At 62.0% G+C, this 25,921-nt stretch carries 24 protein-coding genes; 10 read left to right on the forward strand and 14 right to left on the reverse strand.

The window, feature by feature from the left end:
* Positions 1-135: 135 nt before the first annotated feature.
* Both P0D73_RS00760 and P0D73_RS00765 read left to right on the forward strand, forming a co-directional pair.
* Positions 136-1,164 (forward strand): MerR family transcriptional regulator, encoded by a 1,029-nt coding sequence (locus P0D73_RS00760; RefSeq protein ID WP_408429074.1) that lies wholly within the window; start codon positions 136-138, stop codon positions 1,162-1,164.
* A 118-nt stretch (positions 1,165-1,282) separates the two neighbouring features.
* Positions 1,283-2,074, forward strand: a complete 792-nt coding sequence (locus P0D73_RS00765; RefSeq protein ID WP_408429077.1) for a hypothetical protein — start codon at positions 1,283-1,285, stop codon at positions 2,072-2,074.
* A gap of 225 nt (positions 2,075-2,299) precedes the next feature.
* Here the strand turns inward: P0D73_RS00765 and P0D73_RS00770 are convergent, their stop codons facing one another.
* The 3 genes from P0D73_RS00770 to P0D73_RS00780 all read right to left on the reverse strand — a co-directional run bounded on the left by P0D73_RS00770 (position 2,300) and on the right by P0D73_RS00780 (position 8,882).
* Positions 2,300-4,570, reverse strand: a complete 2,271-nt coding sequence (locus tag P0D73_RS00770; RefSeq protein ID WP_408429079.1) for a hypothetical protein — start codon at positions 4,568-4,570, stop codon at positions 2,300-2,302.
* A 1,643-nt stretch (positions 4,571-6,213) separates the two neighbouring features.
* Positions 6,214-6,954 (reverse strand): peptide-methionine (S)-S-oxide reductase MsrA, encoded by a 741-nt coding sequence (gene msrA, locus P0D73_RS00775; protein WP_408429081.1) that lies wholly within the window; start codon positions 6,952-6,954, stop codon positions 6,214-6,216.
* 53 nt (positions 6,955-7,007) lie between these two features.
* Positions 7,008-8,882 (reverse strand): cytochrome c biogenesis protein DipZ, encoded by a 1,875-nt coding sequence (locus tag P0D73_RS00780; RefSeq protein ID WP_408429084.1) that lies wholly within the window; start codon positions 8,880-8,882, stop codon positions 7,008-7,010.
* Between the two features lie 266 nt (positions 8,883-9,148).
* Between P0D73_RS00780 and P0D73_RS00785 the strand changes: the two genes are divergently transcribed.
* Together P0D73_RS00785 and P0D73_RS00790 are read left to right on the forward strand one after the other, a co-directional pair.
* Entirely contained in the window at positions 9,149-9,895 is a 747-nt protein-coding gene (locus P0D73_RS00785) for a response regulator transcription factor (RefSeq protein ID WP_132377749.1), read from the forward strand.
* A complete protein-coding gene (locus P0D73_RS00790) occupies positions 9,892-11,388 on the forward strand; it encodes a HAMP domain-containing sensor histidine kinase (RefSeq protein ID WP_408429086.1) in 1,497 nt (498 codons plus the stop codon). The genes P0D73_RS00785 and P0D73_RS00790 overlap by 4 nt, the downstream gene beginning before the upstream one ends.
* 42 nt (positions 11,389-11,430) lie before the next feature.
* Here P0D73_RS00790 and P0D73_RS00795 read toward each other — a convergent pair whose 3' ends face one another.
* Positions 11,431-12,090, reverse strand: a complete 660-nt coding sequence (locus P0D73_RS00795; protein ID WP_408281093.1) for a M24 family metallopeptidase — start codon at positions 12,088-12,090, stop codon at positions 11,431-11,433.
* Positions 12,091-12,517: 427 nt separating this feature from the next.
* Between P0D73_RS00795 and P0D73_RS00800 the strand changes: the two genes are divergently transcribed.
* On the forward strand, positions 12,518-13,684 hold the full coding sequence (locus P0D73_RS00800) for a porin (protein ID WP_408174984.1): 1,167 nt from the start codon (positions 12,518-12,520) through the stop codon (positions 13,682-13,684).
* Positions 13,685-13,843: 159 nt separating this feature from the next.
* Here P0D73_RS00800 and P0D73_RS00805 read toward each other — a convergent pair whose 3' ends face one another.
* Entirely contained in the window at positions 13,844-14,647 is an 804-nt protein-coding gene (locus tag P0D73_RS00805) for a hypothetical protein (RefSeq protein ID WP_408429602.1), read from the reverse strand.
* Between the two features lie 74 nt (positions 14,648-14,721).
* Positions 14,722-14,919 carry a hypothetical protein gene (locus P0D73_RS00810; RefSeq protein WP_132377757.1) on the reverse strand — a complete coding sequence of 66 codons (198 nt, stop codon included), beginning with the start codon at positions 14,917-14,919 and terminating at the stop codon, positions 14,722-14,724.
* Positions 14,920-15,106: 187 nt separating this feature from the next.
* Between P0D73_RS00810 and P0D73_RS00815 the strand changes: the two genes are divergently transcribed.
* Entirely contained in the window at positions 15,107-15,427 is a 321-nt protein-coding gene (locus tag P0D73_RS00815; RefSeq protein WP_132377759.1) for a DUF4148 domain-containing protein, read from the forward strand.
* 118 nt (positions 15,428-15,545) lie between these two features.
* On the opposite strand, the gene P0D73_RS00820 is transcribed toward P0D73_RS00815, so the two are convergent.
* On the reverse strand, positions 15,546-15,914 hold the full coding sequence (locus P0D73_RS00820) for a VOC family protein (protein ID WP_132377761.1): 369 nt from the start codon (positions 15,912-15,914) through the stop codon (positions 15,546-15,548).
* A gap of 48 nt (positions 15,915-15,962) precedes the next feature.
* Entirely contained in the window at positions 15,963-16,328 is a 366-nt protein-coding gene (locus P0D73_RS00825) for a CPBP family glutamic-type intramembrane protease (RefSeq protein WP_408429090.1), read from the reverse strand.
* A 4-nt stretch (positions 16,329-16,332) separates the two neighbouring features.
* On the opposite strand from P0D73_RS00825, the gene P0D73_RS00830 reads away from it, so the two are divergent.
* Positions 16,333-16,611, forward strand: coding sequence for a hypothetical protein (locus P0D73_RS00830; RefSeq protein ID WP_408429092.1), 279 nt, complete (start codon positions 16,333-16,335; stop codon positions 16,609-16,611).
* A 202-nt stretch (positions 16,612-16,813) separates the two neighbouring features.
* Here the strand turns inward: P0D73_RS00830 and P0D73_RS00835 are convergent, their stop codons facing one another.
* Positions 16,814-17,782 carry a hypothetical protein gene (locus P0D73_RS00835; protein ID WP_408174988.1) on the reverse strand — a complete coding sequence of 323 codons (969 nt, stop codon included), beginning with the start codon at positions 17,780-17,782 and terminating at the stop codon, positions 16,814-16,816.
* Positions 17,783-17,976: 194 nt separating this feature from the next.
* Entirely contained in the window at positions 17,977-19,062 is a 1,086-nt protein-coding gene (locus tag P0D73_RS00840) for an alpha/beta fold hydrolase (protein ID WP_408429095.1), read from the reverse strand.
* Positions 19,063-19,388: 326 nt separating this feature from the next.
* On the opposite strand from P0D73_RS00840, the gene P0D73_RS00845 reads away from it, so the two are divergent.
* Complete coding sequence (locus P0D73_RS00845; protein WP_408174990.1) at positions 19,389-19,850, forward strand: TerB family tellurite resistance protein; 462 nt, start codon at positions 19,389-19,391, stop codon at positions 19,848-19,850.
* On the opposite strand, the gene P0D73_RS00850 is transcribed toward P0D73_RS00845, so the two are convergent.
* Positions 19,826-20,704, reverse strand: coding sequence for a LysR family transcriptional regulator (locus tag P0D73_RS00850; RefSeq protein ID WP_408174992.1), 879 nt, complete (start codon positions 20,702-20,704; stop codon positions 19,826-19,828). The two genes, P0D73_RS00845 and P0D73_RS00850, sit on opposite strands and share 25 nt — an antisense overlap.
* A 121-nt stretch (positions 20,705-20,825) precedes the next feature.
* On the opposite strand from P0D73_RS00850, the gene P0D73_RS00855 reads away from it, so the two are divergent.
* A complete protein-coding gene (locus P0D73_RS00855; RefSeq protein ID WP_408429098.1) occupies positions 20,826-21,590 on the forward strand; it encodes a TerC family protein in 765 nt (254 codons plus the stop codon).
* A gap of 72 nt (positions 21,591-21,662) precedes the next feature.
* Positions 21,663-21,956, forward strand: coding sequence for a TFIIB-type zinc ribbon-containing protein (locus tag P0D73_RS00860; RefSeq protein WP_408429100.1), 294 nt, complete (start codon positions 21,663-21,665; stop codon positions 21,954-21,956).
* A 53-nt stretch (positions 21,957-22,009) separates the two neighbouring features.
* Here P0D73_RS00860 and P0D73_RS00865 read toward each other — a convergent pair whose 3' ends face one another.
* Genes P0D73_RS00865 through P0D73_RS00875 form a run of 3 tightly spaced genes read right to left on the reverse strand, consistent with a single transcriptional unit; the run spans position 22,010 to position 25,915 of the window.
* Positions 22,010-22,660 carry a DUF2894 domain-containing protein gene (locus P0D73_RS00865; protein ID WP_408429103.1) on the reverse strand — a complete coding sequence of 217 codons (651 nt, stop codon included), beginning with the start codon at positions 22,658-22,660 and terminating at the stop codon, positions 22,010-22,012.
* Positions 22,653-23,300, reverse strand: a complete 648-nt coding sequence (locus P0D73_RS00870; protein WP_132377777.1) for an OmpA family protein — start codon at positions 23,298-23,300, stop codon at positions 22,653-22,655. The genes P0D73_RS00865 and P0D73_RS00870 overlap by 8 nt, the downstream gene beginning before the upstream one ends.
* Entirely contained in the window at positions 23,297-25,915 is a 2,619-nt protein-coding gene (locus P0D73_RS00875) for a DUF802 domain-containing protein (RefSeq protein ID WP_408429105.1), read from the reverse strand. The genes P0D73_RS00870 and P0D73_RS00875 overlap by 4 nt, the downstream gene beginning before the upstream one ends.
* Positions 25,916-25,921 lie beyond the last annotated feature (6 nt).

The following is a 25,921-nucleotide window of genomic DNA, read 5'->3' on the forward strand; positions in this document are numbered from 1 at the left end:
CTCCTGTTGATGACTCCGTTCGCCAATATGCCATGTCCCGGGGTTCGCCGGTCGCGCGAATCCGGCCTCGATTCCCCTTGACCCTCACGTAGCGTAAGGTTCTAACCTCCACGTGCATACTGACCGGAGGCTCGAATGCTGTTGAAAGCGGGAGAACTTGCGAAGCGCAGCGGACTGACCGTCCGCACGCTTCACCACTACGACGCAATCGGACTGCTCACACCTTCGGCACGTGCTGAGAACGGCTACCGGCTCTACGGCCGCGACGACGTCGCCCGGCTTCATCAGATCCAGGCGCTGCGCCGTTTCGGACTCGCGCTCGCCGAGATTCACACCTGCCTGACGCAACCGGAGACGCCGCTGGTGTCGATCGTCGCGCGGCAGATCGCCATGCTCGACAGCCAGATTGCCCAGGCGAAGCGCTTGCGCGAACGCCTCGTCGACCTGCACGGCGTGTTGCTTGACGGCAAGGAACCGGAGCTGACCGATTGGCTTATCACGTTGGAGTTGATGACCATGTACGACAAGTATTTCTCCGAAGACGAACTCGCACGCATGCCGATGTACCGCAATAGCCAGACGCCGAACCCGGAATGGACCGAACTCATCGGCCAGGTCCGCACCTTGATGGACAGCGGCGCGCCACCCGAGGGCGACGAGGCGCGCGCCTTGTCGATGCGCTGGATGACGATGCTCGTGCGCGACACGAATGGCGACCCGCGCCTGCTCGCCAAGCTGAATCTGATGCACGACAACGAACCGTCGATGCAAACGCACGTCGGTATTTCGACGCAGTTGCGCGACTATGTGCTGCGCGCCTTTAGCGAAACCAAGCTGCTGATCTACGAGAAGTATCTGTCGCCCGAGGAGATTCGCTTCATGCGCGCCAATTACGGCAAGCGCGCGATGGAATGGCCGCAACTTATGGCCGACGTGCGCGATGCGATCGACGCGGGTGTCGGACCGCAGACATCGCGAGCGCGCGAGCTTGCGCTTCGCTGGCTCGAACTTTTCAGAAGCTACGCGGGCGACGATCCACGTACGCAGGCCAAGTTCCGCCATGCGCTGCAAACGGAGCCGGAGTTGATGGCCGGCACATGGGCGGATGAAACGCTGCTCGCTTTCATCCGCGAGGCGATGGCGAACGTTGCGCAGCCGCTTTGATGTGACGCTCGGCTTCCCGTCGATTTCGGCCGGCCGGGAGTTCAGTGGTCTGAACTGGGTCGATTCTCGCGCTGTGCTGTTCATGCTAGCCTCGTGACTTCCAATTGCAGGACGTCGCATGAACACACCTCGATTGCGCCTTCATGGCCTGACCCGGCGACGCACGATCGCGATGCTTGCCGCGTTATTGACCATTTCGACCAGCCTGAATCACTCTTCCCTCGCGCAGACTGAGAACACGACTAGCGTCGAGTATTCCGGCTCAGTCGGCGAAGCGAAGGTCGGCATGACGCTCGTGCTGCATGGGAAGGTGGTCGGCAAAGGGCATTACTTCTACTACCGCTACCTCAAGGACATTGCGCTGACCGGCCAACAATCCGGCAGCGATCTGACGTTGCAGGAGGCGAACGGCACGTTCAACCTGCACTTCGTGGGCAATGGATCGAACGGCGCCCCGCCACTCGATTTTTCCAATAGCGTGGGCCTTGCCGGCTGTTGGACTGGCGGCGGAAAGACCTTGCCGGTCAAATTCACTCTCGAAGGAATGTCATTCGCGGATGCGAATGCCGGACACCGCTACGGGATGATCACCGACGAAACGGACGACGCATTCGAAGCACGCGCTCAGGGCTTCTATTTCGCCGCTTTGAAAGGCGACCCGAAGCAGGCGGCGCGTTTCGTGCACTTTCCGCTGCGTGTGAACTGGAGCGCGACACATCACGAGATGATAGGTTCGGCGAATCAGCTTGCCGCCGACTGGAATCGCATCTTCACGCCCAAGTATCTTGCAGCGCTACGTGACGCCGTTCCGCACGATATGCCGGTGATCAAGAGCCAGTACGCGATGCTCGGCGCCGGGCTCGCTTTCTTTACGGATAAGGGTGTCGAGGTTTTGAATGCGCAGCGGTAGGCGTTGCGTGGGGTAGAGAATCTTGCAGCGCGGGCCGCTCTCTCCGTCTTTACGCGCGGCGAGCGCAGTCGGACTTGGTGGTTGCGATCGGCATCGGCGCGCAATGGCTACAGGGTGCCATCGCCCACCTGACCGTGATGCGTAATCGACGCGCCGCCATTTCGGCGGCGCGTCGATCGTTTTCAGCGCCTATTGGACTGCTTTTTAGCGCGCTAGTCGAGCCGCTTATTGGCCCGTGTAACCGAGCGGAACAGTCGCATTGGCCTTGGCAACCGTGGCGTTGTTCGACACGATGTACTGCGGCACTTCGGTGAGGGTCAGCGCGACCTGGCCGTTGGTGTAGGCAACCGTGCTGACATTGCCGTAACCATCGATCTTCGTCACATTGCCCGACGTGCCAGCGTTGTCGACCTGCAGCGAATAGCTGGTCGAATAGCTCTGGCTATACGTGCCGTTGCTCGTCGGCCACTGCGCGTTGTTGTGGGTCCACGCCGCGGTCACGACCTTGCCATTGCCCAGTTGCTGGAACCCGTACGCAAAGACTCCGGCAGGCGCGCTCTTGATGCGGCCCAGCGTATTCGTGCCGTCGAGAACACGCGTCATCGTTGCGAAGGCCATCGCTTCAGGCTTCGGCGAAAGGTTCGTCGCACCGAACGCGCCTTGTGCGTTGTTCAGGTCGAAGAACGAGCCGTATCCCACCTCGCCCGGATAGTCGGGACCGTAGAACAGCGTCGTGACCTGTGCACCGCCGCCCAGCACGATGATATGCGCCCGCACGCCGACCGCCGCATGCGCGAACAACTGGTTCTGCGACGGCACATTCGGACCGTAGTTAAGACCCGGATCGTAGCTCACGCCGGCTTCCGTGAAGAAAAGCTTCATATTCGGCTTGCCTGCCTGCATGACCGAACGCAGTTGCGTCATCTGGTTGTCGAGCGCGTTGGCCTGGTTCGCCGGATTCGGATCGGAGTCCTGCAATTCAGGCGGATGGGCCGGGTACGTACCCGCATTCCAGTAGCCATGCGTTGAGACTGCATCGATGTAATTCCACAGACCGAGTGCGCCGAACTTCTGCAGATAACCCGTCGTACAGGTGTCGCAATTCGCGGCGAACGGATTGCCGGTGCCCATCACGACTGCATTCGGATCGGTCGAGTGAATGCCCTGGTAAGCAGCCTTGTACATGGCGACGAAGTTCGCGTCGCTATCCGCCCAGCCGAGGCTCGGTTCCCAGGTTACCTGATAGTAGTTCTTTTGCTGATTCGGGTAATTGGCGGCGCGGATCAGGCTCGTATCGGTGCCGACCTTGCTCATGAAGGTCTGGAACTCAGGCATGTTCGACGGCGCATAGTAGCTGTCGTTGAACTGACCAGTCTTCGAATCCCACGCCGGCAGTCCATCGAGACGCACGATACGCATCTGATCAGGATTGGCCTTGTAGAACGGATCGAGGTCGCTCACGTTCGGCGTATACGTATTGGGACCGTTGGGTTCCATGGCCGATACCTGACGGTCGTCGATCGTCCACGAGATGCCCAGAGCGTGCAGCGCGGCGATGTTGCCGTTGAAGCCCTGCATGCCGAAGCGGTGCTGATCCTGATGCGCATACGTCACGGTGCCCAGTGCCGAACTGAGGTTCGGCAACACGCCGAACGTCGCGATACCGACCGGCCGCGTGCCGCTTCTCGGCAACGTGCCGCCGTTCGAACGAAGGGTGGCGGTGAGTGCGCCATAGCCGGACCACGTCGACGTACACGGAATGGTGCTGGTCTGTACGCCTGCCTTGACTGCAAAACTGCCTTGCGTCTTGATCGCACCGTTGGAATCCGCTACGGACCAGACGACGGTATCCGCGCTCGGTGCGTTCGTCGTAATCGCCAGCTTGAACGCGGCGTTGTTCTGGAACACGCGCAGGCCGTCGCTGGTGGGCGTGTCGGCGCTGATCACGCCGTTCGCGGTTCCGCCGGCCGTTTGCGTCGGCGCGCTGCACGACATGGCCGAGCCGCCCGGCGTCGGGGACGGCGTCGCGCTCGGAGTCGGACTCGGCGCGGGAGTCGGCGTCGGGGTCGGTGTTGGCGTGGGCGTCGGGGCCGGGGCCGGGGCCGGGGTCGGAGTCGGCGTGGGAGTCGGCGTGGGAGTCGGGGCCGGCGTGGGAGTCGGGGCCGGAGTCGGCGTTGCGGCAACCGCTTTAACCCAGCAAGACTTGCCATAGCCGAACGCGGGGTCCGACTGCGACACTGCGCCGACGTAGCAACCGACGCCGTTGCTGAACGTACGCGGCGCGCTCAACATCACCGAGGGCGAGGTGGGCGGAACCGCACCGAACACAACCGAACCCGTTCCGAGGAATGAGCACTTGCCATTTTCCTGCGCGCACAACTTGTATTGCTGCCCTGAGACCGTGATGGTGCTTGCCTGAGCCTGCGCGCTTTCCGCGGCAAACGATGCCAACACTGTTGCCGATGCAACGCCCAATAGTTTCAAGTATCTCGTCATTGTCCGTATGTTTCGCTAAAAGCAGGTTGTCCCCGAGAATTCAGCAAGATCGATCAGTCGTCCCGCCTTGACGTTATTGAGTCCAGAGAGAGGTGAACCTGAGAACGCGCTGACCGCGCTCATTGCTGATGAAGCTGAAGCTTTGATGTGCTGCTATCCGGTAGCGGACGCACTTGCCATCCGCTCGCATGCCGACTTTCGCCGAGCAGCGGCGCAACGTGCACCAACTCCACCCTGTGCGCACCGATAGCGTGAAAAATTCTGTCGACGCCGGGATGAAGAATCCCGCCGATCGAATGACTGGGAAAACATCACAAGGGGTTAATGCATGCCGCTGACGCGACTCGAACATCTGGCGAGGCTCGCACTGACAGGTCAGTGCACCTCAATTTGATAAACAAATTTCGCGCCAATATGCGCGACTTAAAAGTTAGGATAACGAAAAATTAATGCAATTTTTTTTCGTCCACCGTTGACAGCCCGTTATTGACGTGAACCCGTCGACTCGACAGCGACCGAGGGGCGCCCTCGCCTCGCGAGTCGGGTTCGGAACCCAAAAAACCGATCGACCCGCGGATTTTCTTCGCGCGATCCAGCGGCAGCGAAAGTGTTGACGCGTCAAAATCGAAGCGAGCCACGCCTCCGCCAACGCCGCTTCGCGCTAAGAAAAGCGGCCTATCGCAGCGCAGCAACCGGTGATGTAACTGTTACAGAAGGGGCAGTGATCGACCAATCTGTCCGGTATTAGTTACAGAAGTTTTTGGCAGACGAATTATAAACGTTTCATCCGCGTAACGTGTCCGATTCAAGGGCGATAAGTGATAATTACAAAAAATTTCAATAGTATCCGTCCGAAGCTTTTCCAAACGAGAGTGAACGGAAAAGCTCTACCTCATGGCGCGCGTGAAAACGTAAATGTTTGATTTGTCAGCTCATTGAGGGTATTTTTGTTCGTCGTTTTTGCTCGCGCGCAATTCTTATATTGGTAATACAAATACGCTGAAGCCGTTGCCAACCGCTGGTCCGAACAAACCGGCCAATTCGAACGAAATGCAGAAATAGGTTCGCATCCTTTTTTATCGGAAATTCAGTCGGCCCCAGGACACAATGGAACTGAAAAATCGATGCGCCGATATCCCCGCATTTAGTTTGGATGACGAACCAACAGCGACCAGCAAAGTCGACGCGGCATCTGCACCGGCAACACATCCGCCGCCAGCTCTTTTCGGCGGTCTTCTCGAACTACTAGCTGTTGGATACGCTGATCTCCGGCGAGGGCATGCTGACGACGGAAGCGCACGGCTATCTAGAACGCCTCGACATCGCGCACAAGGTGTCGGTTCGCGACGGCGCGTTCACCACTTCCGATCTGTCGACCGGCCAGCGCAAATGGCTCGCGCTGGTGCAGGCGTATCTGGATACGCCGCCCGGTGATGTTGCTCGACGAATGGGCCGCCAACCAGGACCCGAGCTTCCGCTGGATTTTCTATGGCGAGATTCGGCCGGACCTGAAGCGTCAGGGCAGAACGCTGATCGCGATTTCGCACGACGATCGCTATTTCAGCGCGGTCGACCGTCATATCCGGCTGGAAGACGGCCGCATCGTAGAAGAAGTGCGGCCCGTCCGCGCGTCAGCTCACGCCCTATCGCGCCGCCGTCATAAACAACACCGGATCGTTGCGATACAGATCCGGAAACATCCGTTTCAAGTCAGTCACTTTCGGCAGATCGTTGATCGCGATGTACGGGTAGTCCGGATGCAGCGCGAGGAAGTTCTGGTGATAACTTTCCGCCGGATAAAACCCCTTGAAGTCCTCCACGCGAGTCACGACTTTCGCCGAGAACACATGAGCGTTGTCGAGCTGCGCGATATACGACTGCGCGATACCGCGCTGCGCTGCATTCACCGGAAATATTGCCGATCGATATTGCGTGCCGTGGTCGGGGCCCTGATAGTCCAACTCGGTAGGATTGTGCGCGACCGAGAAGAATATCTGCAGCAGACGTCCATACGTGATCTGCGCCGGATCGTAAGTGATCTGCACCGACTCCGCGTGTCCCGTATCGCCGTCGCTGACGGTTTCGTATTGCGCCGTCGATGCCGCGCCACCGCTGTAACCCGACGCGACCTGCTTCACGCCGCGCACATGTTCGAACACGCCCTGCACGCCCCAGAAACAGCCGCCCGCGAACACCGCCGTTTCACTGTGCGTCGCTGCGGCTTTCTCGTCCTGTATTGGCACGGGAATCTTCGTGGCGGCTTCGGCCGAATGCGCGACATGCTGCGCGGCCACCACGCCCAGAGCAACGACGACGAGGCCCATGATTCGAGTGACGGAGAAACGCTTCCGCAGCGACGCTGTGCTGGTAGATATCGTGCGCATGGTCAGTCCTTTTGGTCAGTTGAGAGTTGTTGAGGCGGCTCGCTCGCGCCGCCTTAGCCGAACGTGAAGGCAAACGCCTGCACGCCCGGGTCCAGAAACTCGATCGAGAAAGTGTGATCCCCGACTTCGCCGGTTTGCCGCACCAGTTGATAGAGACGCTGTCCGGTCACGGTGCCGCTGCCATCGGCGGCGACGTCGGTGCCGTGCGACGCGCCGGGCGCGGCGCCGTCGACGCTCACGCGAAACCGCACCGGCTTGCCATCCTTGCCCGGACCGAGCACCAGATGCAGGTCGCGTGCATGAAAGCGATACACGATGTGCCCCGACGGGGCCGCGAGCGTGGCGTGCTCCGCGCCCACGTTCCATGAACCGGCGAGACCCCAGTCGTTGACGCCAGGTTGCGACGGCGCTGCATACGTGTGCGTCTTGTCCGCCACTTCCCCGCCCGGCGACGCGAAATTCTCTGCCCGCTGATAACCGACGTAGGTTTCCGGCGATTGCATGTCGGCGTTGTCGGCCGCGGCCTGCACGCCTTGCGCGCCGCCGTTTGCAATACCGATAGCGACCTTCGACGCGTTCGCATGGCCCGCTTCGGTCAACAGTTGCTGGATCACCTTCTCGGATTCCGCGTAATCGCCTTCGCCGAAATGGTGATAACGGATCTGCCCTTTCGCATCGACGAAATAGTGCGCGGGCCAGTACTGGTTGTTCAACGCGCGCCAGATTGCATAGTTGTTGTCGATCGCGACGGGATAGTCGACGCCGAGGTCGTGCGTGGCTTTCTTCACGTTGTCGATATTGCGTTCGAAGGCGAATTCCGGCGCATGCACGCCGATCACGACGAGCCCCTGATCCTTGTACTTCTGCGCCCATGCTTTGACATACGGCAGCGAGCGCAGGCAGTTGATGCACGAGTAAGTCCAGAAATCGACCAGCACGACCTTGCCACGCAAGTCCTGCGTCGTAAGCGGCGGCGAATTCAGCCATTGGACCGCGCCGTTCAACGGGGGCAGCACGCCTTCGACGGGCAGCGGCGCCGCCTCGGCGGCGGTGCGCATCATCGCGCCGCCCTGCGCGGCATTGGCCACGGTGGAATCCGCATCGGCGTTAGCGGCCGGTTGCGGTGCAGGGTTGGCGCTCGCCATCGCGCCGCCGGACGCGTCGGCCGAATTACCCGCGGCCGACGCTTTGCCCGGCGCCGCGTTCGGCGACAGGTTATCCACGAGTTTCTGTTCGAGCCCGCCAGTTGCGACCGTCGAGACACGAGCGAGTATGCCGGTGTCGAAACCGAGCGCGATCGCCGCGACGCCACACAACATCAACGCGCCGATGCCGCGACGAATCCATTCCCCCGCGCCCAGCGAACGCTTCATCGCCGTAAACACCTTGCCGCCGATCAGCAGCGCCACCGCCAGCGAAGTCGCCGCACCAGCCGCGTAGGCCGCCAGCAGCAACGTCGTGCCGACGCTCGCGCCGCGCAATGCCGCGCCTGTCAGCACGAGACCGAGAATCGGACCGGCGCACGGCGCCCACAGCAGGCCGGTGGCAATGCCGAGCAGAAACGACGAACCCGCGCGGACCTGCTGACCGTCGGCCTGCGCGAAATTCGACAGGCGATTGCCGGCACTGACGAGCGGCCGCATCAGATGATCGGCGAAGCGCGGGAACAGCAGCGTCAGCCCGAAGATCGCGAGCAGTGCGATAGCCAGCCAGCGGCCGTACTGGTTGGCTTGCGTGACCCAGCCGCCGCCCACCGCGGCAAGCGTCGCGACGAGGGCGAAGGTCAGCGCCATGCCCGCCAGCAAGGGCAAGCCGCTGCGCACGAAAGGTTGGTCGGCGCGCGCGAAAACGAAGGGCAGCACCGGCAGGATGCACGGGCTGAGAATCGTAAGGGCGCCGCCGAGATAGGCGAGAACGATGAGTAACATGTCAGTTCCGAACGTTCGTTTAGGTCGGTTAAAGTGGGCACGCTGGCTCAGGCGGCAGCCGGTGTGCAGTTCATCCAAAGCCTGATACTGCGGAAAGTGCCCACATCCTAGAGCGCCGCCGGTGTCGAAGTCCTCACGAAAAGTTAAATTAAATGTGATAACTCGCTGCCGGGAAATTTTGCACAATGGCGCAAGGGCCGTTTTTCCCGGCGGCCATGCCCGGCCCCTCTCCTCAACCACGCCCTGAACCGCGGCTGAAGCCCACCATGGACAATTTGAAGCGCATCCTGATCGTCGAAGACGACGTCGACATCGCCAACGTGCTGAGCCTGCATTTGCGCGACGAGCGCTATGAAGTCGTGCACAGCGCCGACGGCAATGAAGGGCTGCGCCTGCTGGAACAAGGCGGCTGGGACGCGCTGATCCTCGATCTGATGCTGCCCGGCGTCGACGGACTGGAAATCTGCCGGCGCGCCCGCGCGATGACGCGCTATACGCCGATCATCATCACCAGCGCCCGTTCGAGCGAAGTGCACCGGATTCTCGGCCTTGAACTCGGCGCGGACGACTATCTCGCCAAACCGTTCTCCGTGCTCGAACTGGTGGCGCGCGTGAAGGCGCTGCTGCGCCGCGTCGACGCGCTGGCGAAAGACTCGAAAATCGAAGCCGGCAGTCTGCGCATCGCCGGGTTGTCGATCGATCCGCTCACGCGCGAGGCCGCCGTCGACGGCAAGCCGATCGAACTCACGCCGCGCGAATTCGACCTGCTGTACTACTTCGCGCAGCATCCCGGCAAAGTGTTCTCGCGCATGGACCTGCTCAATGCGGTGTGGGGCTATCAGCACGAGGGCTACGAGCACACCGTCAACACTCATATCAACCGGCTGCGCGCGAAGATCGAGGCCGATCCGGCCCAACCCGAGCGCATCCTGACCGTCTGGGGACGCGGCTACAAGCTCGCCGTGCCCGGCGAGCCACCGGCGCCCGCCGGCGCACCGAAGGACCCATCGTGAATCTGACGCTGACCCAGCGGCTCTCGCTTGTTTTCTCCGTGCTGCTGCTGGCATGCTGCGGCGCATCGGCTTTTCTGCAAATCCGCTCGAGCGATCTGCACGAGAAGGAAGTGATACAGAGCCTGTCGCGCAATCTCGCCGACCATATCGCTCATGGCAATTCGCTGATGGACGCCAACGGCTTGCGGCCCGACGCGGTCCGGCAATTGTTCGGCCAGTTGATGAGGGTGAATCCGAGCGTCGAGGTCTATCTGCTCGACAATCAAGGGCGCATCAAAGGGGACGATGCGCCCGCGGGACACGTCAAGCGCGAGCAGGTGAATCTTGCGCCGATCCGGCAGTTCATCGCGGGAGACGCGTTGCCGATTCTCGGCGACGACCCGCGCAGCGTCGACGGTAAAAAGGTGTTCAGCGCAGCACCGCTGCAATTGAGCGGACAGGCGCCGTCCGGCTATATTTACGTGGTCCTGCTCGGCGAGGAACACGATGCGCTCGCCGCGCGCGTGGCGGCCAGTTCCGTGCTGCGCACGACGTTGTGGTCGATGGCGCTAGTCGCCCTGTTGGGATTGCTCGCCGGTTTGACCGCGTTCGGCCTGATCACGCGGCCGCTGCGCCGCCTGACCGACGCCATGCGCCGATTCGATGCGGAGGGCGAGCCCGACACCCAGCCGAGCGTGCCGCGTTCATCGCCGGCCGGTCGGCGCGACGAAATCGCCGTGCTCGAAGCGACGTTCGCACAGATGGCGCACCGCATCGGCGAACAATGGCGTGCGCTGACGCGGCAGGACCAGCAGCGCCGCGAACTGATCGCCAATATTTCGCACGACCTGCGCACACCGTTGACCTCGCTGCACGGCTACCTCGAAACGCTGTCGTTGAAGTCCGACACGCTCGGCGAGACGGAGCGCAAACGCTATCTGGCGATCGCGCTCGCGCAAAGCGTCAAGGTCGGCCGGCTCGCGCAGGCCTTGTTCGAACTGGCGAGGCTCGAACACGGCAACGTGCAGCCCGCGCTTGAACAGTTCTCGCTGGTCGATCTGGTACAGGACGTCTTTCAGAAATTCGAATTGCCGGCCGAAGCGCGGCACATTCAGTTGCGAGCGAATATTCCGCCACGCTTGCCCAACGTCTGCGCCGATCTCGGCATGATCGAGCGCGTGCTGACGAATCTGCTCGACAACGCGATTCGACATACACCCGCTGAAGGATCGATCGAAGTCGATCTCGCGCATAAGGAAGGCAAGGTGTCGGTCACGGTCAGCGACACTGGCCCCGGCATTCCGCCCGAGCAGCGCGAAGGTCTGTTCGAGCGTCCATTCAGTTCGGGCGGCGCGCATCGGGGCGGTGGACTGGGGCTGCTGATCGTCCAGCGCATGCTGCAATTGCACCATAGCCAGATACGCCTGCTCGACACGGCGGGAACGGGCACGACCTTCTGCTTCGAGTTGCCGACGGCCGCTACCCGGTCGAGTGCCGCCGGTGTCCTGATGTAACTTACTTAACGAAGAGCGCCTTGCTTCGCTGCGGATTCAGGCTCAGACCAGCAAGTCTTCATAGAACGCCCCGAATGGCCGGGTCGGATGGGCAAGCTGGATTTCCAGAATCCACAGGCCGGCGTCCGGACAATCGGCGAAATCGCCCAGGTTGCCGGCCTTGTAGATCGCGTGCGGAAAGTCGCTGACTCGATGGCCCTTGATATCCAGATTCAGACGCCAACCGAGCGCGGCCGCGCGCTGCTCCGCAAAGTCGTATAGCGCTTTTCCGCCAGCGCGGGTCGTGCGCCAATGGTGTTCCACCTCGTCGAATACCGTTTTCGCGGCATCCGCGCAGGCCTTCATCTCAGCGTCGTTGCCGACCACGAAGGTGGCGCCCGCGTCGCCTTCGTGCCCATCCCAAACCACACCGAGGTCGACGAAGAAAATATCGTCTTCCTTGAGCCGCGGGTCGCCTTCCGATGGCTGCTTGAACACCTTCAGGGTGTTTTCGCCAAAGCGCACCAGAATCGGATGCCAGATACGGTCCATGCCCATTTCGTTGAGCACGTTATGGCATTCCGCCTTTGCCTCTGTCTCCAGCATGCCAGGCTGTACCCGTTGCGCCAGCCGGTTCACGGCTTCCCACGTCTTGCCCTGCGCGTATTTCATCGACTCGAGCACGTATCTGCTTCCGACCGCCTGCTTTGCCGCAGCTTCCATCCCATCTCTCCGGTTATGTCCGCTTGAACATAGCGAGCGGGACAGCAAGTGTCCACGGCGCACGTCACCTTACTGTGTGTCATAAAGACGACAACTACCTACGAATTCGTTTACGAGAAGTTAACAGGCCGATATATTCCGCAAGACATAACGGGACAAGACGGCTCGCTTTTTCAAAGACACTCGCGCGCCGGACCGATTCGCCGATGCTCCGACGCGTCCGTCACCAGGCGGCGCCGATCGCGCACAACGTGGTCGTCGTCTCGCCCCCGTTCAATCGCACTCTTCAGACATCGATCTTTCCCTGCGCGGCCTCGTGCGGCTTTGCCGTGGACGCTCGATTCATGTCTGGTGCCGTTTGCCAACCCGGTTCGCGCCGCGCGCAACAACCTGCGCCGCGCAGCCACCCTATAAGAAGAAGGAAACGATGAAAAAGACCCTGCTCGCAACCGCCGTCCTCGGAAGCATGACGCTCAACGCACATGCACAAAGCAGCGTCACGCTTTACGGCCTGATCGATGCCGGTATCAGCTACGTGAACAACGCCCGAGCCGGCACGGGCCACGACCACCTCGTCAAATACGACGACGGCGTTGCGTCGGGCAGCCGCTGGGGCCTGCGCGGCACGGAAGATCTGGGCGGTGGCCTGAAGGCGCTGTTCGTATTGGAAGGCGGCTTTAACAGCGGCAACGGCACGCTCAGCCAAGGCGGCGCACTGTTCGGCCGTCAGGCTTATGTCGGTCTGTCGCAGAACAACGTCGGCGCGCTGACGTTCGGCCGCCAGTACTCGTTCTCGACGGACTACCTGGGCGGCACGTATTCGACCGGCAGCCAAACCGTTGCAGGCAACTACGCTTATCACATCAACGACGTCGACCAGTTGACGTCCAGCCGTATCAACAATGCGGTCAAGTTCAGCAGCGCGAACTTCTCCGGCTTCACGTTCGGCGCGTTGTATGGCTTCTCGAACCAGGCAGGCGCTTTTGCCGGCGCACCGGCCAGCGGCACGGCCGCGGCACCGGTCGCGGGTTCGTCGCGCGCGTATAGCTTCGGGGCAAACTACGCGAACGGCCCGATCAGCGTCGGCGCCGCGTACACGGACATCCGCTTCCCGAGCCAGGCCGTCCCGACCTTCTCGACCACCCTTGCAAACGTGACGACAGGCAACGTGCGCGACCTGCGTACGTACGGTGTCGGCGGCCGTTACACGATCGGCGCGGCCACGCTGTGGGCGCTCTACACCAATACGCGTTTCGAAACGCTGACGGGCGCGGCGACCACGTTCACGGCTTACGATGCAGGCGCGAAATACGCGTTCACCGCGGCCTTGACGGTCGGCGCGGGCTATACGTACATGCATTTGAGCAACGCGAACACGGGCCACTGGAATCAGGGTGACCTGAGCGTCGACTACGCGCTGAGCAAACGTACTGACGTGTATGCGCTGGGTATCTACCAGATCGCTTCGGGCCACAACACGGCAACGGGCGATGTGCAGGCGCAGATCGGCTCGAGCACGAGCTTCTTCGGTCCGTCGGGTCCGGGCGCGGACAACCAGTTGGCATTCCGCGTCGGCATTCGCCATCGTTTCTGATGCATACGCTCCTCGCCATGGCGAGTTGCGCTGTTAGTTGAACGGTATCTCGCCGCGCAACAACCGACGAGCTTCAGTGTCCGCACTTCTCTTTGTGCTGCACGCTGAAGATCGTCGGCACATCCGGGGTCGTGAATGACACGCGATGAACGTCGAGAATCAGGCGTCAATCATCGCCTTCCGAAGCCGCCGACGTTCCACCCAGTTGCGTAGCTGGCCCGCCACGAACGCGCCGATCAGCAACGACAGATACAGCATCAGGATGTTGTGGCGCCATGCATCGAGCGCGAGTTGATGCCCGACCAGCTTCGGGTCGGCGTGCAATGGTCCGACACGAAGTGCCAGGACCGCCAGCTTCATTCGAACAAAACCCACAGCGGACAGCGTAGGCAACAGAACGAGCAGTGCAATCAGAAAGGGCTTCGCGCGCCGCGCCCCTTCACGATGACGTATACGCAGCCACAGTCCCAGACAACCATGCACCCAGCCCGGCGCAAGCAGTGCAAGCTGCAAACCTTGCGTGCCGCTGGTGATGAGCGATATCACGATGCGCTCGTAGTTCGGCTCGAAACCGTACAGCGACGAGGCAAGGCGGGTGGACACCACATGGCGGATCAGCAGTAGAGGCAGACTCAGTCCCGCCCAAAGCCGAACCCATTCAGTGAGCGGCAGCTTCCAGTGACGGCGGCCATAGATCGTTCGCAGCGCCAGCGAAAAATGCAATAACGACGCGCCATAAAGGAGCACCGTTCCCGGCGCACTGCGCCACACCCGCAGCGCCAGCACAAGACCGCGCCCCGCAAGATCCAGCGACCAGATTCCGAGTGCGTGATTGATCAGGTGCAGGGAAAGATAGACCAGCAGAACCACACCGGACACGAGCTGACAGCGGCGCAGAAGAGTATGGACGGTCGATTCCTTCACAACGCGAGCAGACAAACTCAGCGGCCGCCGAAAAGGCATCAGCGGCGCGCGCCCGGCGGCTCGCAGCATATCGCCCGCAAGCAGAGGCTTCCAGGTCGCAATGCGCGTTCGATTCATTTCGGCCCCCACGCACGAGGCCGTTCCTGCCGGTTGCCACCCGTTTTGTGATTCACCGGCGCCTGGCGAATAGCGTCCGCAAATTTCTGTAGCGCCGACAGCGAACCGCACACGCTGTGGTATTCCTCCCGGCCAATCCGGGCGTCGAGAATAACCGCCATTCCCGATTGACGGGCCATGTCGATGATGTCCATTTTGATCACCCCCAATTCGTGTCTTCACGCACTGCAAGACGCGGAATCCGAGGTGGTTATTCCCACGCTTTTCTCAACGCGCTGCCGGGAATAAGAAATCCACTCCGCTGGTTTACCGGTTCAGAGCGTGCTGATGCCGACTCGCGTCGAGTTCGAACATTGCGCTCGCATATCGAGGAGTATTGACATGAAACTGATCTCTCTGAACCGTCTCATGGTCCGCGCCGTAGCCGGCGCACTCGTCGCAAGCGCTGCCCTTCTGGCGACGGCGAGCGGTGCCTATGCGCAAACATCGGCCACGCCCGGCACGCATCAAGTCACGCGCGCAGAAGTCCGCCATGAACTCGAGGAGTTGGAAGCCGCCGGCTACGACCCGTCTCGCGGCGACGAAAGCGACTATCCGGCCGATATTCAGGAAGCGGAAAGAAAAGTAGCCGCCATGCACGCAGCCCAGCAGAGCGCGCTCAGCGACAATCAGCCGGCAATGCAAAACATGCCCATGCATTGATGGCGGTACGGTGTGTGTGAACCTGTGGACAGCGGGTTCTCCTTTTGAGCGTCGGTCTTCCTCCGATCGACGCTCCTTTTTTCCCCGCATCGAACTCACCGCACGCGGGCGTTCGCGTCTAGCGGCTGGAAGCGAAACTGCGGCTGGAGATCGAGATGGAATTGCCGTCGGGGTCCTTGGCATTGGCAAATGTGTAGCCGTCCGCCCGATGCGTTGCGCCGAATTGCAGGCCGTTCTTTGCGCATTGCTCCTTGAACGCCTCAACGTCCCGAATATCGAAAACGAGCTTGACGGTCACTTGTCCGGACTTCACTGCCCTCCCCGCCTGATGAACCATGATGATGGCGCCGCCGTGCGGCGACACCAATTCGATGATGCGGTCATCTGGGTCGACTTTGCGGGCGAATCCGAAGTGTCGTTCATAGAACGCACAGGTCTTAGGGACGTCTTTCACATACAGCAAGATCCGGTTCAAAGTGGGCTGCATTGAATTCCCAATTGTTTTTATAACGATGACGCGCAGCAGCCTTGATCGTCACAGGCTCAATGCGATCGTCAAACTGTTGAAAAGCGCATGCGTTGCAAATGTGGCGCGAAAGGCGGGCCCCGACCGTCTGGCTTCGATGAGAAAGATCGAAGTCAGAATTGCCGCGGTGGCCAGCATTCTAATCGCGCGCCAATCGGTATGCCCGTGTCCGAGGCCGAACACCACGGTGGATACGACGCCGGCAACTCCCCACGAACGACGCAACGGCCCTCGCAAGAACTTGATGATCAGCCACTGAAAGAGAAAAGTCTCATACAGCGGCGCAAATAAAGCGACCCATAGAATTTTGAGCCACAGTGGGCGTCCGGCAAACGGGTCGAGACCCGGCGTCGGATAACCGAATACTCCGCCCAAGCAAATGGAGATCGCATATTGCGCCAGCAGGATGGACGCTACTCCGGCAAAAATGAGGATCGGCGTAGGTACAGTGGTGAGAGCGGCGAGTGATCTGCTTCGAAGCGTCGATGTCGATTCCAGAATTGCCTCCGGTTTGCGGTTATTCGAGTTGTTATCAATCGCTGATTATCGACGAGAAACCGGCTGGTCGCACCACCACGTCATCGCTCCCCACGCAACGCCGCCCAACGGGAATACAACGAATGCCCACAATACTTCTCTGACGCTGATCGTCGAGTGAACATACCACCGGATGCCAAGAGAAATCAGTGCGCTGGAAACGCCGTACATCAATACGCCCCGGGTCACGATAAATCGAAGCATGGTCCATCCTTATGAGTTATTTGGGCAGATGTTCACCCGCGAGTGTTAACTCATCCGGACTTTTCGGCAAGACCCCGCTGCCGTCAAAAACCGAGGCAGCCTTGCTGCCTCAGTCGTCATCACATCTGATTCAGCATCACACTGTTCAATGTGCGCTGCACGATCGGCGCGAGCGACGCGCCCAGCCGCTCGCCCTGAGGTTCGTCGATCAGGCTCGTCAGAAGTTTGGAAAAGCGCGGCTCTTCAACCCCCGACACGATGTACTGCCAGCGATACGCATCCAGCATCCCGGCCTTCACGCGCGCCTGTTCGTGATCCGTGAACGTGCGTCCGGCATTGGCGAGAAAGTACTCCGCGTCGGCCTTGGCCTGCAATTGCAGCAAACCGTCCACCGCGCCGATCAATTCGATCAGGTCGCTAATCGCCGCATCCCGCGCCGTGGCATCGAGCTTCGCATCGTCGCGCAGCCATTCGAGTTCATCGATGATCGCGTGCTGCGACTCTTCTTTCCAGTGAAACAGGAACACGTCCTTGAACAGAGGCGACAGACTGTCATCGACTTCCATGCTCTGACGGTAATGCACCTGCGTCACGATTTCGATGCAGCAGGTCAGCGCGAGAATGGCCCACGTCGATTTGCCGAGAACGAAGTTCGCGACGTCGTCGGTCGGCGGCAAGAAGCGGTAACCCGTCGGCATGTCCTCACCGGCCAGTATCTCAATGCGGCGGAACAGTTCCTGATGCTTCAGTTCTTCTTCGGTGAAACGCATCACGGCTTCGAGCGCGATCTGGTCACCCAGCGCGTGATCGCGGCCTACTTCGAGCATCTTCGCGCCGACAAAACGCTCGACCAGCCGGAACATGTTTGCGTAAGTGCGTCCCTGCACCTGCGACATCAGCCGGCGCTCGTCCGCGTTCAGGAACGGCAGCCGGTCGACTTCCGTGAGACCGTCGGGCAGGAACTTGTGCGAGAGATCGAAGCGGCGTCCGCGAATCACGTCGCGGTCGATATCCCAGCGGATACGCCGGGACACTTCAATACATCTCGCGTAACGCTGGGACGGCAACTCAGCCTGGATGGCATTCATGGCACTACTCCTCGATGGAAAAGGGATTCGAGCGGCGCAGCGAGACTTCGCATGGGTCACCGTCTGAATCGAATTTTCCGTGTGGGGGTCGTAGCGCACATGAGGCGGCGGTCCCGGCAAGCAGCCCGGATAGCGCGAATTAGTGCAGTGCCAGGGGGACCTGTGTCCCGGATGCCCAGGCTGGTCCGATACCGTCAGGCGGCGGGAGAATCGAAACCCGCCTTGCGGGCGAGCACGATGGCCTGAGAACGGTTCTCCACTTCGAGCTTCGCAAAGATGCTCGTGATGTGATTGCGCACGGTCTTTTCGCTGAGCGCGAGCCGCGCGGCAATCTGCGCGTTATCGCGTCCGCCCGCAATCAGCTCGACAATGTCGCGCTCACGCGGCGTCAGCGTGGCGAACACGGGGTCGATGGCGACGTCGGCGGAAAGGAAGTTTCTGATTTCCTCGCGCCAGCGCAGCCACGCGGGTTCCGTATCGAGCAACAGATGATTTTCGCTTTCGAGCGGCACGAATCGCGCATCTGGAATCTGTCCCGCAAGCAGGCGGCTTTCTTCGAAGGGCACGCGGGCATCGCCACTCGCGTGCAGCACAAGCGTCGGGCACGTGACCTGTTCGAGCAGATCGACGACATCGATCTCGTTGAAGACCCGCATGATTCGCGCGGCGTTGCGCGGCGTGGTGGTCATGCGTTCGAGTTCGTTGAACCAGCGATGCTGCTCGGGCGTGCCGCCAGGGATGAACTGCGTCGTGAAGAATTGCCGGAAAGCCGGATTCTGCTGCCCCCAGCCGAGTTCGGCGAGTTTGACGAGCGTTTCGGCCTCGTCGCGCATCGCGTCGCCGCCGTGCCGCTTGAGCTTGCCGCGCGCATAGCCGCCGTAGAGGATCAATTGCTTCACGCGCTCCGGATGCGCGACCGCGTAAGCGACGGAAATCGACGCGCCCTGCGATATGCCCAGCAACGTGAAGCGCTCGACGCCGCTCGCGTCGATTACCGCCTCGAGATCATGCAGCCAGGCTTCGAATGAAATCTCCGCTACGTCGCGATCAGATAGGCCGCAGCCGCGCTGGTCGTAGCGCACGAGCGTGTGATTGCGGCTCAGTTCCTCGACCAGATGGCTCCACACGGGACTCTTCAGATCGAGTTCGAGATGGCTCAGCCAGTTCGCCGCCTTGATGATCACGGGACCGGTGCCCGAGACCGCATAGGCGATGCGCACACCGTCGCTGCTGGTACAGAAACGTATCTGCTGCCGGAGACTGGGCGGACTTGCGGACATGACTCGCGGAATGTAGTTGCGGGCTTGAGAGGCCGTGATTTGTCGGAGGAAAGAACTTCCCGCTAGCCGCGCGGGATGCCGGTATGAGCAGCTTTCAACATAGAAAGCCGTCACGATGTAATCAAACGCTGCAAACGTTCGAGCGCGAACGCGGGACGTGCCGTGGCACACGAGCATTCTTCAAACATCGCCTTTTCGTGATCGCCTCGCCGAGCTTCGTCTTTTCCGAACCTTCGCTTCGTAATTAGCAGGTTTATCCGATCCTGAACGCACCGCAGACTGGAGTTCATCTTCACTACGGACATCGTCCACGCAAGGAAAATATCATGCGAACCTATCCGCGTAACAGCCCGCAAGCCGCAGCACGCATCGTCGCGCTGGCCCTCACTTCGGACGGTCACGTGTGCAGTTCGGAAGAGCGCGTGCTGCTGCGCTTGAATATCGCCGGCGAACTCGGTCTCGCGCCCGCGCAGTTCGAGCAGATCGTGCAAACGCTGTGCGAGGACCATTCGGTCGCGCATCTGTCATTCGCGCCGCCGGTGGGCCGTCTCGATCCGGCCATGCTCACGACCTTGATCGACGAAATCGACGATCCTGCGTTGCGCCGCAAGATCATTCGCCTATGTGTCGCCGTTACGGTCGCGGACGATTATCTGGCGGACGGCGAAATCGCCCTGCTCGCGGCCATCCTGAACGCGTGGGGACCCAATCTGACGCCGGCCGCCAACCGTCACGGGCTTCCGTCGCGCGTCATGCGCAGTTATCAACGCGCGCCGGCCACCACCTGAGAAGCGAGCCCGTGATGTTGCCCGCGACGCGAGCGGATGGCGTGAATCTCCTCGATCACGCCATCCGCGCGGCCGAGCCAGCGCAGGCCCCGCAGCAGCGACAGGTCCTCCGCGCCGAGTTCCGCGAGCGGAAACACGCCGAGGCCACGCGCGGCGAACACCGCCATCAGCGCGCTGTCCTCGAATTCGCCGACGATGCGCGGCCGGATGCCCTGCGCGTCGAACCAGCGGTCGAGCCGCGCGCGCAAGGCGGCGTGGCGGGTCGGCAAAAGTACGGGCACGTCCGCGAGGCACTGCGGAAAGCCCGCGCGCGCGGACTTGCGGACGATTTCCGTCGGGCCATACCAGTCGACCGGCGAACCGGCGAGGCGCTGGCTCAGCACGCGCAGGTCGGCATTGTGCGGCGCCGGCTGGCAAGCGAGCACCAGATCGAGCCGATGCAGCGCGAGTTCCGACATCAATTCGGCGTGCTCGCCCTCGTGACACAAGAGCCGCAGCGACGGCGTACCAAGCACCGGCGCCAGCAACGCGTGCGCCGCGAGCTTTGAAATGCCGTCGGACAGACCGACGGCGAGCCGCACCACGCCTTCCCCTCCGGCCTCGCGCATCTCGTCGAGGAGCGCCTCGCCGAGCTGAAAAATCTGTTCCGCGCGATTGAACGCCGTCTCCCCGGCTTCCGTCATCGTGACGCCGCGCCCCGCCGGTTTCAGCAATTGACGCCCGATCGATTTTTCGAGCTCCCGAACCTGCGCGCTGATGGTCTGCACCGCCATGTCGAGCCGTTCGGCCGCGCGCGCGAAGCCGCCCTCTTTCACGACGATCCAGAAATAGTACAGGTGACGGTAATTGAGCATGGGCGTAACACTTCGAAAAAAACGATACGTCGCTCAGATTATCACTGATTTATCCGAAGCCAGAAGATGGCGATCATGACGCTAATCCGACGTCACCCGCATTCATTCGCCAACGGACACCATGGACACTCTGCTCACACTCGTTGCCGACCCCGCCGCATGGGCCGCGCTCCTCACGCTGGTCGTGATGGAAATCGTGCTCGGCATCGACAACCTGATCTTCATCTCGATCCTGAGCAACAAGCTGCCGGAAGCGCAACGTGCTCGCACGCAGCGCATCGGCATCATGCTCGCGCTCGTGATGCGGCTCGGCCTGCTCGGCACGGTCGCGTGGATCGCGCAGTTGACCGCGCCGGCCATTACGCTCTTCGGTCACGCGTTTTCGTGGCGCGATCTGATTCTGCTCGGCGGTGGCCTGTTCCTCGTCTGGAAGGCGACGCGTGAAATTCACCATCACGTGGTCCATGCCGAAGAGGAACGCAGCAAGACGGGCAGCACCGTCCAGTTGACCGTGGCGGCCGCGATCGGCCAGATCCTGGTGCTCGATATGGTGTTCTCGGTCGACAGCATCATCACCGCGGTCGGCATGACCGAACACATGCTGATCATGTTCGTCGCGGTGATCAGCGCGGTCCTGGCAATGCTGTTCGCCGCACGCCCGCTGTCACGCTTTATCGATCGCAATCCGACCATCGTCACGCTCGCGCTCAGCTTTCTGCTCGTGATCGGCATGACGCTGATTGCGGAAGGTTTTGGCTCACACGTGCCGAAGGCCTACATCTACGTGGCGATGGCGTTCTCCGGTTTCGTCGAGGCGATGAACATGCTGGTGCGCCGCGCGAAATCGAAGCGCACTCAGCACCGGGCAACGGTCGATACCGTGTGATGGTTTGTTTCCGGATCGGGCGGCTCGCCCGGTCCAGCATTCGATGTCTTTCTACTCTTGAGGAGCGACACTATGAAATGCCCCGTTTGCAAGACCACCGACCTGCTGATGACCGAGCGTCGCTCGATCGAAGTCGATTACTGCCCGGACTGCCGGGGTGTGTGGCTCGATCGAGGGGAACTCGACAAGCTGATTGCGCAGGACGCGGCAAGTGCCGACGCACCGCCCGCGCCGCGTGCAAGCCGCGACGCCTACCGGGAGCGGGAGCATTCGTACGATAACCAGCGTGGATACGACGACCGTCGAACGGACTATCGGACGCAGAAGAAAAAGCGCTCGATTTTCGACGTGTTCGATTTCGACTGAGCGTCGTCAGCCATGAGGGAAGAAGCGCCGGGAACATTCCGGCGCATATCGCACTAGCGTGCTTTGCCGCGAGCGCTCTTGCCGGCGTTGCCGCCGCGAGGCGCGTCTTTACCGGTGGGCGCGGCGCCACCATTCATCTGCTCCATCCACGACAAGGCATCGACGTAGGACAGAAACTGCTTGAGGTAGCCTGGCGAAACTTCACGCATGAGCGAAAGCGCCCGGTGCACGAGGCTGCTCGAGTTGAGCGGGCCGGCGTTTCCAGGCACCTGTTCCAGCGACTGCCGCATCTGCTTCTCGGTACGGACTTTCGACCAGACTTCCCTGAAATAATCCAGCGCGGGCAGTTCGGGATACGAAGCGGAGTGCGGCAATCCGCTCGCCACAGGCACATGATCCTGGCTCGCGATGTAATCGACGAGGCCTTTCAGCGTTGCATCCGCGGATTCGCCCGCGCCGTGAGCAGCTGCGTCGTTAGCCGAAGAGGCCGCGCGTTCGATTTGCGCGGCATATGTGTCCAGCAGACCCGACAGCCGCTCGTCCAGAATCCGTCGCGTTTCGCCGCTGTGAGCGGCCGCGCGCCGCTCGAACGCATCGATGAAATAGAAGCGCACAGGATCCAGGCGATCCGCGCCGCGCTCGCGCCACGCGTCGAGCGTCGCACGGGCTCCGCTTGCCGGATCGCTGTCGCCGCCGTTAATCACGTGGCTTCACCGTTGCAGTCGACGGTCTCGGCACCGGCGCGATTTCCACACGACGGTTTTTGGCGCGTCCCTGTTCGTCCGTATTGGAACTCACGGGTTGCCCGGAGCCGAACGCCGCCGCGAACAACGACGACGCGGGCACGCCGTCGTCGATCAGCGCGCGCGTCACCGTCAGCGCGCGCTGCGCCGACAGTTCCCAATTGTCGGCGAAACGGCGATTGCCTTCGCGCAACCGCTGGTCGTCGGTAAAGCCGCTCACCATCAGGATTTCGTCATTGGCGCCGAGATACGCGGACAGCGGCCCGGCCAGACTCTTCAGCAGATCCCGGCCTTGCGGCTGCAACTGATCCGAGTTCAGCGCAAACAGCACATTGCCGCTGATGCCGATGCGCCCATTCACCAGCGTCACGCGCCCCGCGGCGAGCGGCCCCGCGAGCGCCTGCTCGAGCGTCTTGCGGCGCTGCGTTTCCAGTTGACGCTGCTTGACCTCCTGCTCCAGCTTGCTCGAAAGCTCCAGTTGCACGCCGATCACGCCCACGAGGATGAGCACGAAGGCGCCCAGCAGCACCGACATCAGGTCGCCGAAAACCGGCCAGATCGGCGCGACCTGCTCCACGCCGCCGTCGATGTCCTCGCTCATGCCGCTTCAGCTCCCGCCGATGCGCGCCGGCCGGCGAGCCGCTGCAGGTCTTCGACGATCTGCTTCTGCGACATCACGCTCAGGTCGATGACTTCCCGCGCCTGCGCCACGTAGTACGCAAGCTGTTCGTCGCTGCGCGCAAGGGATTTGTCGAGCGCGCTTTCGATACGTTGCAGGTGCGTCACCAGCTTGTCGTTCGACTCGCCGAACACTTGCACGGCGGTGCCGAACGCTTCGCCGAGACTTGCCACTTCGACGGCGCTGCCAGTGACTTGCGCGGCAACCGCGCCTAGCTTGCCGGTTTCGAGTTCGATCCTGTCGGTGAAGCGCGTGCCGACGCGCTCCAGCAAATCCGCCGACGTGGCGACGAGCGCGTCGACCGCCGTGCGCTGCTCGGTGGACGCGTGATTGACGGCGTCGAGCAGGGTTTCCAGCGTTTCCAGCAAGCGAGCGCGCTCCTGCAGCATCGCGGTGTCGCGGACCATGCTGTCGGAGAGCTTCTGGCGCAGTTCGGCGACGACTTCGGCCGCGGCCTTCGGCGCTTCCGAGGCGGCTTGCACGAGTTGGCCGATCTCGGCGATCGTGTTGCTGGCGTGGGCCTGCGTCTGGGCCGAGATGTCGCGCGCGGTTTGCGCCAGCGTCTCGCAGATTTCCTGCTGACGGCTCGCGGTGCGTGCGCCCGCTTGTTCCCATTCCTGGCTCAGCGTCGCGGCCATCGCGCCGAGCGCTTCGGTCCAGGCTGCCAGACGTTGCTGGTCCCGCGAGGCCAATTCGGCCTGAAGGTTCGCAGCAGCCTTCGGCGCTTCCGCCGCGGCTTGCACGAGCCGGTCGATTTCAGCAATCGTGTTGCTGGCGTGGGCTTGCGTTTGAGCCGATATGTCGCGAGCGGTTTGCGCCAGCGTCTCGCAGATTTCCTGCTGACGGGTCGCAGTGCGCGCGCCCGACTGCTCCCATTCCTTGCTCAAGGTCGCGGCCATCGCGCCCAGCGTCTCGGTCCAGGCTGCCAACCGTTGCTGATCCCGCGAGGCCAATTCGGCCTGCAGATTCGCCGCGGCTTTCGGTGCTTCCGCCGCGGCCTCGACCAGCCGGTCGATTTCGGCAATCGTCTTGCTGGCGTGCGCCTGCGTTTGAGCCGAAATATCACGCGCCGTTTGCGCCAGCGTCTCGCAGATTTCCTGCTGACGGCTCGCGGTTTGCGTGCCCGACTGCTCCCATTCCTTGCTCAAGGTCGCGGCCATCGCGCCGAGCGTCTCGGTCCACACCGCGAGCCGCCGTTCATCCTTCGAAGCCAGCTCGGTCTGCAAGTCCGCGTGCGATTGCCCCACGCCACGCAGCAGGGACGCCGCGTGCTGCTCGAAAGTCGCAGCGGCCGCCGCCAATGCCTGCTGGTTGCTCGCCGCAAGCTTCTCGCCGACGCTCTCCTGACGCGACAGCGCCTCGTTCCACGCCTGCGAGACATTTCCCGCCGTGCTTTCCAGCCGCGCGGACATGCCATCCAGCAGACCTGCCGAGCGCTGCTCGAAAGTGTCGGTGAAGCGATCCAGCGAGGCGCGCAGATGCTGCGCCAGTTCCTCGCTCGAACGTTGATGTCCCGCCAATGCCTTGTTCCAGATAGCCGCGACGGTCGTCGTGCTCGTCTCGAAGCCGTTCGTCAGGCCGTCCAGTTGCCGCTGCACGGCGTGCGTGACGGTGTCGTGCAAGGCCGTCGTCTCGCGCGCGAGGCCGGCCATCGTGGCTTCCATGACCGGCTGCAGCGCCGCGCCGGCGGCGCGCGTGCTGTCCGCCACGCTCGCCTTCAACGACTGCTCGACCGAACTGGCGAGGCGCGTATAAGCGGCCTCGGCCCTGCCGTGGAAGGCCTCCTGGCTGGCGATCTGCCGCTCATTCAACGCGAGGCTTTGTTGCTCGATGGCCGACATCATCGTCTGCAGCCGGTCGACCAGCGTGGGCATCACTTCAGTCTGACGCTGCAAAAGCCTGAACGCCTCTTCGCGCTGATGACTCTGCGAGTAGATGCGCAGCGTCGTCGCGATCTTCACGTCGAGCATCTGCGCTGCCTGCAGGCGCTCGCGACGGCACAACGCGGACAGCAGCCCCAGCATCGCGGAGGTGGCCACGCCCGCAATCGAGGTGCCGAACGCAAAGCCCAAGCCCTTGACCGGCGCGGCGAGCGAAGCGCGGATCGCTTGCAGGTCGGTCGCGCTTTCCAGCGCCATGCCGGTGCCGCGCAAGGTCACCACCATGCCGAGCAGCGTGCCGAGCATGCCGAGCAGCACCAGCAAGCCGACCAGGTAAGGCGTCAGCGCCGGACCCGGCAAGGCCACCCGCTCGCCCTCGATGCGCAGGCGCGCCGCGTTGCGCAAGCTCGGATGCAAGGCCTCGAGCCATGCGCCGAGATTCGGCGGCGGCCCGGACAGCCCGGCGACCGCGTGCGCGAGCGTGGCGGTGGCCTGGTTGTAGCGGTGCAATTCGAGCGCGCCCGCCAGGTAGCACACGCCAATCAGTAAGGTGACGGCCAGCGCCAGCGGGTTCGAACCGAGGTAGCCGGCGGCGATCCAGCACACCGCGGCCAGACCGGCCAAAAACACAACGAGATCAATACGATATCTGGACATAGTGTC

The organism is Paraburkholderia sp. RL18-101-BIB-B, assembly GCF_046026985.1.
In the GTDB taxonomy this organism is placed as follows: domain Bacteria; phylum Pseudomonadota; class Gammaproteobacteria; order Burkholderiales; family Burkholderiaceae; genus Paraburkholderia.